Genomic DNA, 15,110 nt, shown 5'->3' on the forward strand with positions numbered 1-15,110 from the left:
CATGAGCCGCTACTCGATATTCAGCCTGTTCCGCAACGGCCTCTCGTATCACGAGAACTGGGAAAAGCAGTGGAAGAGCCCGGAACCGAAGAAGGAATACGACGTCGTGATCGTCGGCGGCGGCGGCCACGGCCTCGCGACCGCGTACTACCTCGCGAAAGAGCACGGGATCACGAACGTCGCGATCCTTGAGAAGGGCTGGATCGGCGGCGGCAACACCGCGCGCAACACGACGATCGTGCGCTCGAACTATCTGTGGGACGAATCGGCCGCGCTGTACGAGAAGGCGATGAAGCTGTGGGAAGGGCTGTCGCAGGACCTGAACTACAACGTGATGTTCAGCCAGCGCGGCGTGATGAACCTGGCCCACACGCTGCAGGACGTGCGTGACACCGAGCGCCGCGTGAACGCGAACCGGCTGAACGGCGTCGACGCCGAATTCCTGACGCCCGCGCAGATCAAGGAGATCGAGCCGACCATCAACCTGAACAGCCGCTACCCGGTGCTCGGCGCGTCGATCCAGCGCCGCGCAGGTGTGGCGCGTCACGACGCGGTGGCCTGGGGCTTCGCGCGCGGCGCCGACCGCGCGGGCGTCGACATCATCCAGAACTGCCAGGTGACGGGCATTCGCCGCGAAGGCGGTGCGGTGGTCGGCGTCGATACGGTGAAGGGCTTCATCAAGGCGAAGAAGGTTGCGGTGGTCGCAGCCGGCAACACGACGACGCTCGCCGACATGGCCGGCGTGCGTCTGCCGATCGAAAGCCACCCGCTGCAGGCGCTGGTGTCCGAGCCGATCAAGCCGGTCGTCAACTCGGTGATCATGTCGAACGCGGTGCACGCGTACATCAGCCAGTCCGACAAGGGCGACCTCGTGATCGGTGCGGGCATCGACCAGTACACGGGCTTCGGCCAGCGCGGCAGCTTCCACATCATCGAAAGCACGCTGCAGGCGATCGTCGAGATGTTCCCGGTGTTCTCGCGCGTGCGGATGAACCGCCAGTGGGGCGGCATCGTCGACGTGTCGCCGGACGCGTGCCCGATCATCACCAAGACCGACGTGAAGGGCCTCTATTTCAACTGCGGTTGGGGTACCGGCGGCTTCAAGGCGACGCCCGGCTCGGGCTGGGTGTTCGCGCACACGATCGCCCGCGACGAACCGCATCCGCTGAACGCGCCGTTCGCGCTCGACCGTTTCTACACGGGCCACCTGATCGACGAGCACGGCGCTGCCGCCGTCGCGCACTAACCCCCGCACTGAAGGAGAAGGAAACATGTTGCTGATCGAATGTCCGTGGTGCGGGCCGCGCGCCGAATCCGAGTTCTCGTGCGGCGGTGAAGCCGACATCGTGCGCCCGGTTGCGAACGAGAACATGACCGACCGTGAATGGGGCGAGTACGTGTTCATGCGCGAGAACAAGCGCGGGCTGCACAAGGAGCAGTGGCTGCACGCGCAGGGCTGCCGCCGCTGGTTCAAGGCCACGCGCGACACGGTGACCTACGATATCAAGGGCTACGAAAAGTTCGGCGAAGCTGCCGGCAACGCACACGAAGAGGGCACGAGCAAATGAGCCAGAAAGACCGCCTCGGCACCGGTGGCCGCATCAATCGCGCGATTCCGTTGACGTTCACGTTCAACGGCCGCACGTATCAAGGCTTCCAGGGCGACACGCTCGCGTCCGCGCTGCTCGCGAACGGCGTGCACTTCGTCGCGCGCAGCTTCAAGTACCACCGTCCGCGCGGGATCGTGACGGCCGACGTCGCGGAACCGAACGCCGTCGTGCAGCTCGAATCGGGCCCGTACACGGTGCCGAACGCGCGCGCGACCGAGATCGAGCTGTACCAGGGGCTCGTCGCGTCCAGCGTGAACGCGGAGCCGACGCTCGAGAATGACAAGTACGCGATCAACCAGAAGCTGTCGCGCTTCCTGCCGGCCGGCTTCTACTACAAGACCTTCATGTGGCCGCGCAACATGTGGCCGAAGTACGAAGAGAAGATCCGTGAGGCAGCCGGTCTCGGCAAGGCGCCGGAAGCGCTCGACGCCGATCGCTACGACAAGTGCTACGCGCACTGCGACGTGCTCGTCGTCGGCGGTGGCCCGTCGGGCCTCGCCGCCGCGCATGCGGCCGCCACGGCCGGCGCGCGCGTGATCCTCGTCGACGACCAGCGCGAACTCGGCGGCAGCCTGCTGTCGTGCCGCGCCGAGATCGACGCGAAGCCCGCGCTGCAGTGGGTCGAGAAGATCGAGGCCGAGCTGCGCAAGCTGTCTGACGTGACGATCCTGTCGCGCAGCACCGCGTTCGGCTATCAGGACCACAACCTCGTGACGGTCACGCAGCGCCTGACCGATCACCTGCCGGTGTCGATGCGCAAGGGTACGCGCGAACTGCTGTGGAAGGTCCGCGCGAAGCGCGTGATCCTCGCGACCGGCGCGCACGAGCGGCCGATCGTGTTCGGCAACAACGACCTGCCGGGCGTGATGCTCGCCGGCGCGGTGTCCACCTACGTGCATCGCTTCGGCGTGCTGCCGGGCCGCAACGCGGTCGTGTTCACGAACAACGATCGCGCCTACCAGACCGCGCTCGACCTGAAGGCGTGCGGCGCGAAGGTGACGGTCGTCGATTCGCGCGCGTCGTCGAACGGTGCGCTGCCGGCCGCTGCGAAGCGGCAGGGCGTGACGGTGATGAGCGGCGCGGTCGTGACGGGCGCATCGGGCAAGTGGCGCGTATCGTCGGTCGACGTCGCGTCGCTCTCGAACGGCCAGGTGGGCGGCAAGCTGCAGACGCTGCCGTGCGACCTCGTCGCGATGTCGGGTGGCTTCAGCCCGGTGCTGCACCTGTTCGCGCAGTCGGGCGGCAAGGCCTGCTGGAACGACGAGAAGGCCTGCTTCCTGCCGGGCAAGCCCGTGCAGGCGGAAGCGAGCATTGGTGCCGCAGCCGGCGAATTCGGCCTGGCGCGCGCGCTGCGGCTCGCGGTCGATGCGGGCGTGGAAGCCGCGAAGGCGGCGGGCTTCACGGCTGCGCAGCGCGCGGTCGCACCGCAGGTCGCGGAAGCCGTCGAAGGCGCACTGCAGCCGCTGTGGCTGGTCGGCAGCCGCGAAGCCGCGGCGCGCGGGCCGAAGCAGTTCGTCGACTTCCAGAACGACGTGTCGGCCGCGGACATCCTGCTGGCCGCACGCGAAGGCTTCGAGTCGGTCGAGCACGTGAAACGCTATACGGCGATGGGCTTCGGCACCGACCAGGGCAAGCTCGGCAACATCAACGGGATGGCGATCCTCGCGGGTGCGCTCGGCAAGACGATTCCGGAAACGGGCACGACGACGTTCCGCCCGAACTACACGCCCGTGTCGTTCGGCACGTTCGCGGGCCGCGAACTCGGCGATTTCCTCGACCCGATCCGCAAGACCTGCGTGCACGAGTGGCACGTCGAGCACGGCGCGCTGTTCGAGGACGTCGGCAACTGGAAGCGGCCCTGGTACTTCCCGAAGAACGGCGAGGATCTCCACGCGGCCGTGAAGCGCGAATGCCTGGCGGTGCGCAACAGCGTCGGCATTCTCGACGCATCGACGCTCGGCAAGATCGACATCCAGGGCCCGGACGCCGTGAAGCTGCTGAACTGGATGTACACGAACCCGTGGAACAAGCTCGAAGTGGGCAAGTGCCGCTACGGGCTGATGCTCGACGAGAACGGGATGGTGTTCGACGATGGCGTGACGGTGCGCCTCGCCGACCAGCATTTCATGATGACGACCACGACGGGCGGCGCGGCGCGCGTGCTCACGTGGCTCGAACGCTGGCTGCAGACCGAATGGCCCGACATGAAGGTGCGGCTGTCGTCGGTCACCGACCACTGGGCGACGTTCGCGGTGGTCGGCCCGAAGAGCCGCAAGGTCGTGCAGAAGGTGTGCCAGGACATTGACTTCGGCAACGAAGCGTTCCCGTTCATGAGCTACCGGAACGGCACCGTCGCGGGCGCGAAGGCGCGCGTGATGCGGATCAGCTTCTCGGGCGAGCTCGCCTATGAAGTGAACGTGCCGGCGAATGCGGGCCGCGCGGTGTGGGAAGCGCTGATGGCGGCGGGTGCCGAGTTCGACATCACGCCGTACGGCACCGAGACGATGCACGTGCTGCGCGCGGAGAAGGGCTACATCATCGTCGGCCAGGATACCGACGGCTCGATCACGCCGTACGACCTCGGGATGGGCGGGCTGGTCGCGAAGTCGAAGGACTTCCTCGGCAAGCGTTCGCTCACGCGCTCGGATACCGCGAAGGAAGGCCGCAAGCAGTTCGTCGGCCTCTTGACCGAGGACGAGCAGCTCGTGCTGCCGGAAGGCGCGCAGATCGTCGCGAAGGACACGCAGGTGTCGGCGGTCGATCCGACGCCGATGATCGGCCACGTGACGTCGAGCTACTACAGCCCGATCCTGAAGCGCTCGATCGCGCTCGCGGTGGTGAAGGGCGGCCTGAACAAGATGGGCGAGAGCGTCGTGATTCCGCTGGCCAACGGCAAGCGCATCACCGCGAAGATCTCGAGCCCGGTTTTCTACGATACCGAAGGGGTGCGTCAGCATGTGGAATGAAACCAGAAACCAGACGCAGGTGGCAGGCGCGGGCGGCGTGACGCTTGAATCGCCGTTCGTCGGCGCGGCCGACGTGCTGAAGCCGCACCAGGCGCGCGCCTCGAAGAAGTTCACGCTGCGCGAGCGGCCGTTCCTCGATCTCGTCAACGTGCGCGGCGAGTTGAGCGATCCGGCGTTCGTCAGCGCGTTCGAGCGCGTGGTCGGCTGCCGGCCGCCCGCAGCGCCGAACACGGTCGCGCGCGGCGCCGAGTACGACGTGCTGTGGCTCGGCCCGGACGAATGGCTCGTGCGCTCGAACGGGCCGGTGCAGGCCGGCGTGCTGGAGGCGCAGCTTGCGGAGGCCGTGCAGGGTTCGTATGCGGCGGCCGCCGATGTCGGCAGCGGCTACACGGTTGTCGAGATCAGCGGCGAACGCGTGCGCGACGTGCTCGCACGCGGCTGCCCGCTCGATCTCCATCCGCGCGCATTCAAGTCGGGCCAGTGCGCGCAGTCGCACTACTTCAAGTCGTCGATCGTGCTGATCCCGACCGGTGACGATGCATTCGAGATCGTCCTGCGTCGCAGCTTCGCCGACTACTTCGTGCGCATCATGCTCGACGCGGCCGCGCCGCTCGCATCATGAAGCCGTTCGACGAACCGTTCGTGGCGATCGACGCGCCGCGCCTGCGCGGGCGCGGCTGGAGCGTGTTCGTCGACGAACTGAAGGTGCCCGCGCGGATCGGCATTCATGCGCACGAGCATGAAGCGCCGCAACCGATCGTGATCGATGCTCGGCTCGGCTATCGGTGCGAGCCGAGCGAGCAGGGCGAGTGGATCGATTACGACGGCTATTGCGCGCGCCTTGCCGCGTTCCTGTCGCACAAGCCGCATACGCGGCTGCTCGAAACACTCGTCGCCGATATCGCGGTGCTGTCGTTCCGGGAATGGCCGGCGCTGGAGTCGCTGACGCTGTCGGTGTACAAGCCGAAGATCCGGCCCGGTACGAAGCGTGTCGGCGTGTCGCTCGACTGGACGCGCGGGGATTATTTGCGGTGGACGGGGGCGGCGGGGCAGTTTTGATGTGACGTGCCACGGCAAGCCAGTGCGCTGGTTTGCCGTGTTTTTTCATTGTTCCTGGAATATGAGAACAATGGACGTACGGTGAATGGGGTTGGCTTTGTTCCTGGAATATCGGAACAATTTCCCCTACTCATTTTGTCATTCTGATGTCGTGCAGGCTGAAGCGACTTCGGCCTGCCTGGCTGATCGGTATGACGTCATCGCATAGGCGATCGTCGCAACACGCAATGCGGCGCGCCGCAACGATCACCCTCAGCCTAAGCGTCAAGCCGCAGCCACTCCACCCAGCGCCGGATAGTCGACATACCCGTGCGCATCGCCGCCGAAGAACGTTTCGCGCTGCGCGTCGTTCATCGGCGCACCCGTCTTCAGCCGCGTCACGAAATCCGGATTCGCCAGCACCATCTGCCCGTACGCTTCGAGGTCGGCCAGCTCCGACGTCACGTCCGTGCCGATCGCGTCGCGCGTGCGGCCCGGGCGGTTCAGGATCAGCGTGCCGTTCCAGCGTGCACGCAGGTCGGCCAGCAGCGCTTCGTCGCCGTGATGCATCACGTGCAGGTATGCGAGACCGAGCGGGTCGAGCTGCGCGGCCAGGTAGCGATACAGGTCCGGCCCTTGCTCGCCTTCGTCGATCCCCCACATCGTGTTGCCCGGCGACAGGCGGATGGCGGTGCGGTCCGCGCCGATTTCGTCGGCGATCGCCGTGGCGACCTCGATCGCGAAGCGCGCGCGGTTTTCGATCGAACCGCCGTAGGCGTCCGTGCGGAGGTTCGCGCTCGGCGCGAAGAACTGCTGGACCAGATACGCGTTCGCGCCGTGGATCTCGACGCCGTCCGCGCCGGCCTCGATCGCGCGGCGCGCGGCGAAGCGGAAGTCGTTCACGGTGTCGCGCACTTCGGCGGTCGTCAGCGCGCGCGGCGCCGGGATGTCCTGCATACCCTTCATCGTGAACATGCCCGCGCCCGGCGCGATCGCCGACGGCGCGACGGCCTGGCGGTGATGCGGCGTATTGTCGGGATGCGACATGCGCCCCGCGTGCATCAGCTGGATGAACAGCCGGCCGCCGCGTGCGTGCACGCTGTCGCTGACCGCCTTCCAGCCGGCGACGTGCGCGTCGGTATAGATGCCGGGCGTCGTCAGGTAGCCCTGCCCGTCGTCCGACGGCTGCGTGCCTTCGGTGACGATCAGGCCGATGTCCGCGCGCTGCGCATAGTATTCGGCGGCCAGCTCGCCGGGCGTGCCGTCGAAGGCGGCGCGGCTGCGGGTCATCGGCGCCATGACCAGGCGGTTTTCCAGCGTATATCGGCCCACGCGGACCGGGGTGAACAGTTGGCTCATGATGCGTCAGCTCCTCGAGATTCGGGATGACGGCACCGGGTCGGTGCCGCCTCGGGCGCCGGCCGCGCACGGGTGTGCCGACCTCGCCTCCACGCAGTCATCATCCATTGCTTCTTTTTCGGGATAAACCGGGTAATCTGGATAACATTGATCCATTGATGGAGCAGTGAGCATGGAACTGCTGAACGACATGGCGCTGTTCGTCGAAGTCGTGAAGGCGAAGGGCTTTCGCAGCGCGGCCGAGACGCTGGGGATGCCGAACTCGACGCTGTCGCGGCGGATCGGCGCGCTGGAGAAGGCGATCGGGCTGCGGCTGCTGCATCGCACGACGCGCCGGATCGAGCTGACGGAGGCCGGCCAGCTTTACTTCGAGCGCTGCAAGCGCATCGTCGACGAGGCGCGGCTTGCGCACGAGCAGCTCGGCGGGCTGCTGGCGGAGCCGACCGGGGTGCTGCGCGCATCGTTTCCGGTCGATTTCGCGGTGGTCATTCTGGCGCCGCTGGTCGTCGAATTCGCGAACCGCTACCCGAAACTGACCTTCGATTTCGAACTGACGTCGCGGCGCGTCGATCTGGTGAGCGAGCCGTTCGACGTGGCGATCCGCATGGGGCCATCCGAGGATTCGCAACTGATCGCGCGGCGGCTCGCGACGCTCCGGAATTATCTGTATGCGTCGCCCGGCTATCTCGCGCGTGCCGGCGAGCCGCAAGCGCCGGAAGACCTCACCCGGCACGCGTGCCTCGGCCTGCAGCGGAGCGGATCATGGACGCTGCACGACGGCACGCGTTCCGTTGCGGTACCGGTGAGCAGCCGTTTCGGGGCGAACAGCGTCGGCATGCTGCGGCGCCTGGCTACGCTCGATGCGGGCATCATCGTGCTGGCGGAGGCGATCGTCGCGGACGATCTGGCCGCCGGCCGGCTGCGCCGCGTGATGCCCGCCTGGGAAGGCGAGCCGCTGCCGGTCTACGCGATGACCGAAACGCGGCTGCTGCCCGCGAAGACGCAGCATTTCATCGAGTTTCTGCGGGAGCGTTTCGCGCAGGCGTGACGGGAGGTTGCGCGGGCATCCTTCCGTCGATCACTGCTGCGCCGGTTGCGGTGCGTCCAGCTGCGCTTCCCATTTCTTCAGGATGCGCACGCGTGCCTGGCTGAAATCGACCCAGCAGCTCATCCGCGCGTCTTCCGGGATCGTCTGCTGCGGATTGGCGGCTTTCACGTAGTCGCAGGTGTCGTCGGCGAAGCGGGTCCAGCTTGCCTGCGATTTCGCGAGCGCGCTGGCGGCATCGGGGTTGCGCTGCTTGAGCTTGCGCTCGAGCGACCGGTACGCGTGCTCGACGGCCTGATTGTTCTGGTCGAGTATGCAGATCCACACGTTGTTCATCGTCGGGCCATGCTTCTCGCAATCGACGGCGGCGAACGCGGCGGTGTGGCCGATCGCCAGCGCGGCGACGGCAAGGAAGCGGGAGGCGTGGCGCATGCGTGTCGAACGAAGGGGGACTAGTTGCTGCGGACCGACGTCGGGCTCGATTTCTCGCTGACCGGCACCATGCGGGCCTTCGCATCGCTCGCGGGGTTCGCGGCTTTCGCGTCGTCGTCCGGTTCGAGCACGAAGCGGAATGCATCGACCCGCTGCATCACCTTCGCTGCATACGCGTTCGAACCGCCGCTGTAGCTCCTCAGTCCGGCCCGCACGTCGCCACCGGCGGCCCTCACGTAGCCCGACAGAATTGCGGAGCCGACTTCGACGTTCGCGTTCGGTTCGGTCAGGTCCTTCACGTTGCGCACCAGGCCGCGGTGCGCGGTCGGCACGACCTGCATCAGCCCGGTCGCGCCATGCTGGCCGCGCGCCTTTTCCTGGAAGCGGGATTCGATCGAAATGATGGCGTAAACGAGTGCGGGCGGCAGCGAATATTTCGTCGCAGTGACGCTCACGATATCGGCGAGCTTCGCGGCGCGTTCCCGTGCGACGCCGAATTTCTTCGTCAGGTAGGACGTGATGCGGCGGTTTGCTTCGTTCGGCTGATCGTTGGCGTCGGCGAGCGGTGCGGATGCGACGGTCGGTGCCGATGCGGCCGCTTCGGGCGCGAACGCAGGCAGTGCGGGCGCCTGCTGCGCCGATGCCTGTTGCGCAATGCCGAGCGAAAGCACGATCAGCCAGAGAAACCGTCGCATGGTGGAGTGCGGGGAATGGGAAGGCGCCTAGTATATCGGCCAATTGCCGCAGGTGGTCGAAGGCTGGCTCGAATGAAAGCGGCATGTAGGCTTGTGTCGACTCGCGTCGGGCCGCGAGCCGATCGTTGCGCGGACACGCATCGGAGTCCGGATGAACGTCGCCAGGCGTGGCGTGTCGGTCGTTTTTACAGGTACCTGTGCGTGACAGGATGTGTCCCCACGCGCATTACGTGCGCCGGGCGGCCGCTACCCGTGCAAGCGCGCCGATCGCATCGCTGACGAGCACCGCGAGCAGCCCGACGATCACGCCGCCCTGCAGCACGAACGCGGTGTTCGACGTCTGCAGCCCCGCGATGATGACGTCGCCGAGCCCGCGCGCGGCGACCGTCGAGCCGATCGTCGCGGTGCCGAGATTGATCACGACCGCGAGCCGGATCCCGTTGACGATCACCGGAAACGCGAGCGGCAGTTCGACCGACACGAGTTGCTGCCAGCCGCTCATGCCCATCCCGCGCGCGGCGTCGACGACGTCGCGCGGCACGTCCTCGAGCCCGGCGATCGTGCTTTCGAACACGGGCAGCAGGCCATACAGCACGAGCGCGATCAGCACGGGCTTCAATCCGAAGCCGACGGCCGGCACCGCGAGCGCGAGCACCGCGACGGGCGGGAAGGTCTGGCCGATGTCGACGACGCTGCGCGCGACCGGCAGGAAATCCGCGCCCCACGGCCGCGTGACCGCGATGCCGGCCGCGACCGCGACGATCGTGCCGATCACGCTCGACAACGCGACCGTGCCGAGATGTGCGAGCGTGAGGTCGAGCAGGCTCGCGCGATCGTAGATGACCGGTGCACCGTTGTCCGCGAACGGCGCGAACAAACCTTGCAGCCATGCGGGGCGCAACAGCAGCACGAGCAGCAGCGCGAGCGCGGCGGCGCGTGCGACGGTCGCAAGAAGCGCCGACCGCTTGGGCTGCACGCTGCTGTACGTCGTCATGCGGGCTTCCTGGCGTGCGCGCGGATCGCATCGAGCGTGATGCGGCGCGTGTTGTGGCCGTTGCCATCTTCCACTGGCAGCACATCGACACCGCGCCACAGCAGCTCCGACACCGCATCGCGCAGCGTGCGCGTCGCGGCGATCGGTTCGCCGTCGGCATGACCGGCTTCGGCCACCAAGTCGATCGGTGTCAGCGCGAGCAGGCGCAGCGGCCGGTCGACGCCCGCGACGAGCTGCTCGACGACGCCGGCCGCCGGCTTGCCGAGAATCTCGGCCGGCGAAGCGACCTGCAAGAGCCGGCCGCCGTCCATCACCGCGATCGTGTCGCCGAGCTTCAGCGCTTCCTCGATATCGTGCGTGACGATCACGACCGTGATGCCGAGGCGGCGCTGCAGCGCGAACAGGTCGTCCTGCGCCTTGCTGCGGATGATCGGATCGAGCGCGCCGAACGGCTCGTCCATCAGCAGCATCGCGGGCTCGGCCGCGAGCGCGCGCGCGACGCCGACGCGCTGCTGCTGGCCGCCCGACAGTTCGTGCGGCAGCTTGTCCGCGAACTCGGCCGGTGCGAGATGGAACAGGTCGAGCAATTCGTTCACGCGCGCGTCGATGCGCTCGGCGGGCCAGCCGAGCAGGCGCGGCACGGTCGCGATGTTGCGCGCGACGCTCCAGTGCGGAAACAGTCCGTGCCCCTGGATCGCATAGCCGATGCCGCGCCGCAACTGCTCGGGCGCAACGGTGGCCGTATCGACGCCGTCGATGCGGATCGTGCCGCTGGTGGGCGCGATCAGCCGGTTGATCATGCGCAGCAGCGTCGACTTGCCGCTGCCCGATGCGCCGACGAGCGCGGTGATCGTGCCGCGCTTCATCGTCAGCGAGACGTCGTCGACGGCGACGATGTCGCCGAAGCGTTTGCCGGCCCGTTCGATCTCGATCATCCTGCACGCCCTTTCGCGAGCGCGGTCGCGGCTTCGAACATGACGGCCGCCACCAGCGCGAGCGCGATCGTCGGGATCGCGCCGAGCAGCACGAGATCGGCGGCCGATTGCCCGATCCCCTGGAAGATGAAGGTGCCGAAGCCGCCGCCGCCGATCAGCGCGGCGACCGCGGTCAGCCCGATGTTCTGCACGAGCACGATGCGCACGCCGCTCAGGATCACCGGCAGCGCGAGCACGAGATCGACGCGCAGCAGCCGCTGCGTGCGCGTCATGCCCATCGCGCGCGCCGCTTCGGTCACGTGCGGCGGCACTTGCCCGAGCCCGACCACGACGCTCGATGCGATCGGCAGCAGCGAATACAGGAACAGCGCGAGCACGGCCGGCGCGACGCCGATGCCGCGGATGCCGAGCGCGGCCGCGAGCGGCACGCGTGCGGCGAGCAGCCCGAGCGGCGCCATCATCAGCCCGTACATCGCGATGCTGGGAATCGTCTGCACGATGTTGAGCACGGGCATCGCGACGGTACGCACGGCTGCGATGCGCGCGCACGCGATGCCGAGCGGTACGCCCGCGATGAGCGCGGCGGCCACCGAGCCGCCCGCGAGCGACACGTGCCGGATCGCCTCCCGCCAGAAATCGTCGCTGCGCACCGCGTATTCGCGCATCACGGAGAGGCCATCCCACCAGCCGCTCGCGAGCGGCACCGAAATCGCTGCTATTGCAACGACGAGCGCGGCGAGGCGCCGCCACGGGCCGAATGCGAGCCGTGCGAGCGCGTCCGCGACGAACACGGCCCACGCGAACAGCAGCAGCCAGACGCCGGAGGAGGGCGACACGCGGGCGAGCATGTCGTCAGGTGCGACGACGTGCGTCGCGGCCGCGCCGACCGCGTACGCGAGCGTCGCGAGCCACGCGCAGCCGGCCGCGAGCCGCCACGTGGGGCGGCTCGCCGTCATCGCCCACAGCGCGCCTACGATCCACAGCGTCGCGAGCGCGGCTGCCTGCGGGGCCGGCAGCGCGGCGAACACCGACAGGTCGGTGCCGGCCGCGATGCGGTTCGGCCGCAGCACCGCGAACGGCAGGCCGAGCACGGCGACGATCGTCAGGATGCCGATCAGGATGCCGACCTTGTCCGCCGTGATGCGCCGCGCGGACGCTGCCGCGCGACCGGTCATTTAACGAAGCCCTTCGATTTCAGGTAGCTTTTCGCGACGCCGGCGGCCGGTTCGCCGTTGATCTGGATGCGCGCGTTCAGCGTCTGCAGCGTCTTCAGGTCGAGGCTCGCGAATACGGGCTTCAGGTAGTCGGCGATCTGCGGATGCGCTTTCAGCACGGCTTCGCGGATCACCGGCGCGGGCGCGTAGACGGGCTGCACGTGCTTGTCGTCGTCGAGCACCGCGAGGCCGCTCGACGAGATCCCGCCGTCGGTGCCGTAGACCATCGCGGCATTGACGCCGTCGGTCTGGTTCGCGGCGGCCTTGATGGTCGCGGCCGTGTCGCCGCCGGACAGCACGACGAGCTGGTCGGGCTTCAGCTTGAAGCCGTATGCCTTCTCGAACGACGGCAGCGCCGACGCGCTGTTCACGAATTCGGCCGACGCCGCGAGCTTCACCTTGCCGCCGCCGGCGACCCACTTGCCGAAATCGGAGAAGGTCTTCAGGTGCTGCGACTGCGCGACGGGCGCGAGTACGGCGACGCCCCACGTGTTGTTCGCGGGTGCCGGGGTGAGCCAGACGAGATGGTTCGCCGCGTAGTCGAGTTGCTTCGCGGTGTCATAGCCCTGGCTTGCGTTCTTCCACAGCGGATCGTCGGCCTTGTTGAAGAAGAACGCGGCGTTGCCGGTGTATTCGGGGTAGATGTCGATCTCGCCGCTCGTGAGCGCCTTGCGCACGATCGGCGTGGTGCCGAGCGCGATCTTTTCGGTGACGGGGATGCCGTGCGCCTTCAGCACCTGCGCGATGAGGTTGCCGAGCAGGTTGCCTTCGGTGTCGATCTTCGACGACACCACGACGGGCGTGTCGGCATGCGCGCCGGGCGCGACGAGGGTAGCGGCGAGCGCGAGGCCCAGGATCCGGGCGGGCAGGGCGAGCTTCATCGGGCCAATCTCCAGGGCGAGGGCGTACGCCGAAAGTTACTTGACTGAGCCGGCTTTGGCAAACCGCGTGCGGCGGCGTGCCCACAGCCCGTGTGGGGATAACCCGCATCCGTGTTGCAGGCTTGTTACACTGAAATCCGTTCCCGCCTTGCAGACACTTCCTGACATGAAGCCCGAGTTGCTGGTTCTGATCGCCTTGCGCGGCGACGCGCATCGCGAGATCGCCGCGTCGTTCGACGTGCGCTACGCCCCGACATCCGAAGCACGCGAACGCGCGATCGCCGAACACGGCGACACGATACGCGCGGTGCTGACCAACGGCAGCACGGGCCTCACTGCCGCCGAGATCGATCGACTTCCGCAACTCACGTTCGTCAGCGCGCTCGGCGCCGGCTACGAGCACATCGACGTTACGCATGCCAAGGCGCGCGGCATTGCCGTGGTCACGGGCGCCGGCACCAACGACGATTGCGTCGCCGATCATGCGTTCGCGCTGCTGCTCGCGGCCGTGCGCAACGTCGTGCAGCTCGATGCGAAAACCCGCGCGGGCGTGTGGCGCGACGGACTGGCGATGCCGCCGAACGTGTCGGGCAAGAAGCTCGGCATCGTCGGGCTCGGCAAGATCGGCGAGAAGTGCGCGCGTCGCGCGGCCGGCTTCGACATCGAGATCGGTTACCACAACCGGTCGGTGAAAGACGTCCCCTACCGCTATTTCGACCGCGTCGACGCGCTCGCGCAGTGGGCCGATTTCCTGATCGTCGCAACGCCGGGCGGCGCGGGCACGCGGCACCTGATCGATCGCGCGGTGCTCGAGGCGCTCGGCCCCGGCGGGTTCGTCGTCAACGTGTCACGCGGCAGCGTTGTCGATACCGCTGCTTTGGCGGAGGCGTTGCGCGACGGGCGCATCGCGGGCGCGGGGCTCGACGTGTACGAAGGCGAACCCGAGCCGCCGCGCGCGCTGACGGATCTCGACAGCGTCGTGCTGACGCCGCACATGGGCGGCTGGTCGCCCGAGGCGCTCGATCGTTCGGTGCGGCAGTTCATCGACAACGCGGCGCGGCACTTCGCGGGGCAGCCGGTACTCACGCCGGTGTGAGGGCAAGGCAGCAGGCGCGAATCAGGTCGCCTGCTTGCAGAATTCCCAATAGAACGCCGGCAGGTTCGCCGGCTTGTCGGCATCGAGGTCGATCCAGCCGAACTGGTTGTGCTCGTCGCTCAGGACGATTTCATGACGATCGACCTGGCACTGGAAGCACACGATGAGCACGCGCTTGCCTGGCACGACCTCGCACGAACGGCTCGCCACGTAGCGGATCGTCGAAGCGACGATTCCGCATTCCTCCTGCACTTCGCGCGTGACGGTTTCTTCGAGCGATTCGCCTGCTTCGGGCCAGCCGCCCGGCAACTCCCATTCGTCGCGCGGATTGCGCAGGAACAGGACCGAGCGGCCGTCGCGGACGATGGCTTTGGCGCTGATGGGGATCATGTGGGTTCACCGTTGGCGTTCGACGTTCGCAGCCTATCGCAGGTGTTCCCTTCGTGCAGCGAGCCGGCGCCGGCTGGCGCGCAGGCGGGGGAGGCCGTGCCGTGACGCGGGTAGCCGGCGTGCGCCTGCGCATCGGTGGATGATGAGGCCAGCGGCACCGTCGCCGACATGCCGGCCGGATCAGGCGTCCGATGGTGCGGCAGTGTCTCGACGACGCGCCACGGCATGTCGCGGGGCAGCCGGCGCTCATGCCGCTGTGACGGCGGCGCGTGCGGCAGATCCGACCGCTTCCCTGCATCGAGCCTGAGTCGGCACGTATTTGTACGGAACCGGCGCGCGAAGATGAAAAAAAGTTGCGTCCAGGCGGCCAATTGAGAGCCGAAATATCGATTCACCTGAAATAACATTTCACTCCATCAAGTCCGGCGACTGGCCGGATGCGTGCTGCACATGGA

At 67.6% G+C, this 15,110-nt stretch carries 16 protein-coding genes; 7 read left to right on the top strand and 9 right to left on the bottom strand.

The window, feature by feature from the left end:
• Position 1 precedes the first annotated feature (1 nt).
• From ACN8ZM_RS17910 to ACN8ZM_RS17930, 5 genes are read left to right on the top strand one after another with little or no spacing between them, the layout of a single operon-like run.
• Positions 2-1,246: a sarcosine oxidase subunit beta family protein gene (locus tag ACN8ZM_RS17910; protein WP_006480591.1), complete on the top strand. Its 1,245-nt coding sequence runs from the start codon at positions 2-4 to the stop codon at positions 1,244-1,246.
• A 25-nt stretch (positions 1,247-1,271) separates the two neighbouring features.
• Entirely contained in the window at positions 1,272-1,568 is a 297-nt protein-coding gene (locus ACN8ZM_RS17915; RefSeq protein ID WP_043180617.1) for a sarcosine oxidase subunit delta, read from the top strand.
• Positions 1,565-4,576, top strand: coding sequence for a sarcosine oxidase subunit alpha family protein (locus tag ACN8ZM_RS17920; RefSeq protein WP_420211918.1), 3,012 nt, complete (start codon positions 1,565-1,567; stop codon positions 4,574-4,576). Before ACN8ZM_RS17915 ends, ACN8ZM_RS17920 begins: the two co-directional genes overlap by 4 nt.
• Positions 4,566-5,198 (top strand): sarcosine oxidase subunit gamma, encoded by a 633-nt coding sequence (locus ACN8ZM_RS17925; protein ID WP_420211919.1) that lies wholly within the window; start codon positions 4,566-4,568, stop codon positions 5,196-5,198. Before ACN8ZM_RS17920 ends, ACN8ZM_RS17925 begins: the two co-directional genes overlap by 11 nt.
• On the top strand, positions 5,195-5,635 hold the full coding sequence (locus tag ACN8ZM_RS17930) for a dihydroneopterin aldolase (protein ID WP_011354099.1): 441 nt from the start codon (positions 5,195-5,197) through the stop codon (positions 5,633-5,635). Before ACN8ZM_RS17925 ends, ACN8ZM_RS17930 begins: the two co-directional genes overlap by 4 nt.
• A 264-nt stretch (positions 5,636-5,899) precedes the next feature.
• On the opposite strand, the gene ACN8ZM_RS17935 is transcribed toward ACN8ZM_RS17930, so the two are convergent.
• On the bottom strand, positions 5,900-6,973 hold the full coding sequence (locus ACN8ZM_RS17935) for an alkene reductase (RefSeq protein WP_420211920.1): 1,074 nt from the start codon (positions 6,971-6,973) through the stop codon (positions 5,900-5,902).
• A 172-nt stretch (positions 6,974-7,145) separates the two neighbouring features.
• Here ACN8ZM_RS17935 and ACN8ZM_RS17940 point away from each other — a divergent pair, with 172 nt between their 5' ends.
• The gene (locus tag ACN8ZM_RS17940; protein ID WP_089451948.1) at positions 7,146-8,021 is read left to right on the top strand and encodes a LysR family transcriptional regulator; all 876 of its coding nucleotides are present in this window, start codon (positions 7,146-7,148) and stop codon (positions 8,019-8,021) included.
• A gap of 30 nt (positions 8,022-8,051) precedes the next feature.
• Here the strand turns inward: ACN8ZM_RS17940 and ACN8ZM_RS17945 are convergent, their stop codons facing one another.
• From ACN8ZM_RS17945 to osmF, 6 genes are all read right to left on the bottom strand, one after another.
• Complete coding sequence (locus ACN8ZM_RS17945; RefSeq protein WP_089451949.1) at positions 8,052-8,450, bottom strand: lysozyme inhibitor LprI family protein; 399 nt, start codon at positions 8,448-8,450, stop codon at positions 8,052-8,054.
• Positions 8,451-8,470: 20 nt separating this feature from the next.
• Positions 8,471-9,145: a lytic transglycosylase domain-containing protein gene (locus ACN8ZM_RS17950; protein WP_205822505.1), complete on the bottom strand. Its 675-nt coding sequence runs from the start codon at positions 9,143-9,145 to the stop codon at positions 8,471-8,473.
• 226 nt (positions 9,146-9,371) lie between these two features.
• Positions 9,372-10,139 carry an ABC transporter permease gene (locus ACN8ZM_RS17955; protein WP_420211921.1) on the bottom strand — a complete coding sequence of 256 codons (768 nt, stop codon included), beginning with the start codon at positions 10,137-10,139 and terminating at the stop codon, positions 9,372-9,374.
• Positions 10,136-11,074, bottom strand: a complete 939-nt coding sequence (locus ACN8ZM_RS17960) for an ABC transporter ATP-binding protein (protein WP_175024590.1) — start codon at positions 11,072-11,074, stop codon at positions 10,136-10,138. Before ACN8ZM_RS17960 ends, ACN8ZM_RS17955 begins: the two co-directional genes overlap by 4 nt.
• Positions 11,071-12,249 carry an ABC transporter permease gene (locus ACN8ZM_RS17965; RefSeq protein ID WP_420211922.1) on the bottom strand — a complete coding sequence of 393 codons (1,179 nt, stop codon included), beginning with the start codon at positions 12,247-12,249 and terminating at the stop codon, positions 11,071-11,073. Before ACN8ZM_RS17965 ends, ACN8ZM_RS17960 begins: the two co-directional genes overlap by 4 nt.
• Positions 12,246-13,169, bottom strand: coding sequence for a glycine betaine ABC transporter substrate-binding protein OsmF (osmF, locus tag ACN8ZM_RS17970; RefSeq protein WP_043180592.1), 924 nt, complete (start codon positions 13,167-13,169; stop codon positions 12,246-12,248). The genes ACN8ZM_RS17965 and osmF overlap by 4 nt, the downstream gene beginning before the upstream one ends.
• Positions 13,170-13,335: 166 nt before the next feature.
• Between osmF and ACN8ZM_RS17975 the strand changes: the two genes are divergently transcribed.
• Entirely contained in the window at positions 13,336-14,265 is a 930-nt protein-coding gene (locus ACN8ZM_RS17975; protein ID WP_420212636.1) for a 2-hydroxyacid dehydrogenase, read from the top strand.
• Positions 14,266-14,286: 21 nt separating this feature from the next.
• Here ACN8ZM_RS17975 and ACN8ZM_RS17980 read toward each other — a convergent pair whose 3' ends face one another.
• Complete coding sequence (locus ACN8ZM_RS17980) at positions 14,287-14,655, bottom strand: NUDIX domain-containing protein (RefSeq protein ID WP_089451953.1); 369 nt, start codon at positions 14,653-14,655, stop codon at positions 14,287-14,289.
• A complete protein-coding gene (locus tag ACN8ZM_RS17985; RefSeq protein WP_420211923.1) occupies positions 14,652-15,062 on the bottom strand; it encodes a hypothetical protein in 411 nt (136 codons plus the stop codon). The genes ACN8ZM_RS17980 and ACN8ZM_RS17985 overlap by 4 nt, the downstream gene beginning before the upstream one ends.
• Between the last annotated feature and the right edge of the window lie 48 nt (positions 15,063-15,110).

Source organism: Burkholderia aenigmatica, from assembly GCF_048627025.1.
Classification (GTDB): Bacteria; Pseudomonadota; Gammaproteobacteria; order Burkholderiales; family Burkholderiaceae; genus Burkholderia; species Burkholderia aenigmatica.

Excerpts from the sequence above, each read along its gene's own strand:
- ACN8ZM_RS17910 (WP_006480591.1), top strand. The coding sequence starts at position 2 with ATGAGCCGCTACTCGATATTCAGCCTGTTCCGCAACGGCCTCTCGTAT.
- ACN8ZM_RS17915 (WP_043180617.1), top strand. The coding sequence starts at position 1,272 with ATGTTGCTGATCGAATGTCCGTGGTGCGGGCCGCGCGCCGAATCCGAG.
- ACN8ZM_RS17920 (WP_420211918.1), top strand. The coding sequence starts at position 1,565 with ATGAGCCAGAAAGACCGCCTCGGCACCGGTGGCCGCATCAATCGCGCG.
- ACN8ZM_RS17925 (WP_420211919.1), top strand. The coding sequence starts at position 4,566 with ATGTGGAATGAAACCAGAAACCAGACGCAGGTGGCAGGCGCGGGCGGC.
- ACN8ZM_RS17930 (WP_011354099.1), top strand. The coding sequence starts at position 5,195 with ATGAAGCCGTTCGACGAACCGTTCGTGGCGATCGACGCGCCGCGCCTG.
- ACN8ZM_RS17935 (WP_420211920.1), bottom strand. The coding sequence starts at position 6,973 with ATGAGCCAACTGTTCACCCCGGTCCGCGTGGGCCGATATACGCTGGAA.
- ACN8ZM_RS17940 (WP_089451948.1), top strand. The coding sequence starts at position 7,146 with ATGGAACTGCTGAACGACATGGCGCTGTTCGTCGAAGTCGTGAAGGCG.
- ACN8ZM_RS17945 (WP_089451949.1), bottom strand. The coding sequence starts at position 8,450 with ATGCGCCACGCCTCCCGCTTCCTTGCCGTCGCCGCGCTGGCGATCGGC.
- ACN8ZM_RS17950 (WP_205822505.1), bottom strand. The coding sequence starts at position 9,145 with ATGCGACGGTTTCTCTGGCTGATCGTGCTTTCGCTCGGCATTGCGCAA.
- ACN8ZM_RS17955 (WP_420211921.1), bottom strand. The coding sequence starts at position 10,139 with ATGACGACGTACAGCAGCGTGCAGCCCAAGCGGTCGGCGCTTCTTGCG.
- ACN8ZM_RS17960 (WP_175024590.1), bottom strand. The coding sequence starts at position 11,074 with ATGATCGAGATCGAACGGGCCGGCAAACGCTTCGGCGACATCGTCGCC.
- ACN8ZM_RS17965 (WP_420211922.1), bottom strand. The coding sequence starts at position 12,249 with ATGACCGGTCGCGCGGCAGCGTCCGCGCGGCGCATCACGGCGGACAAG.
- osmF (WP_043180592.1), bottom strand. The coding sequence starts at position 13,169 with ATGAAGCTCGCCCTGCCCGCCCGGATCCTGGGCCTCGCGCTCGCCGCT.
- ACN8ZM_RS17975 (WP_420212636.1), top strand. The coding sequence starts at position 13,336 with ATGAAGCCCGAGTTGCTGGTTCTGATCGCCTTGCGCGGCGACGCGCAT.
- ACN8ZM_RS17980 (WP_089451953.1), bottom strand. The coding sequence starts at position 14,655 with ATGATCCCCATCAGCGCCAAAGCCATCGTCCGCGACGGCCGCTCGGTC.
- ACN8ZM_RS17985 (WP_420211923.1), bottom strand. The coding sequence starts at position 15,062 with ATGTTATTTCAGGTGAATCGATATTTCGGCTCTCAATTGGCCGCCTGG.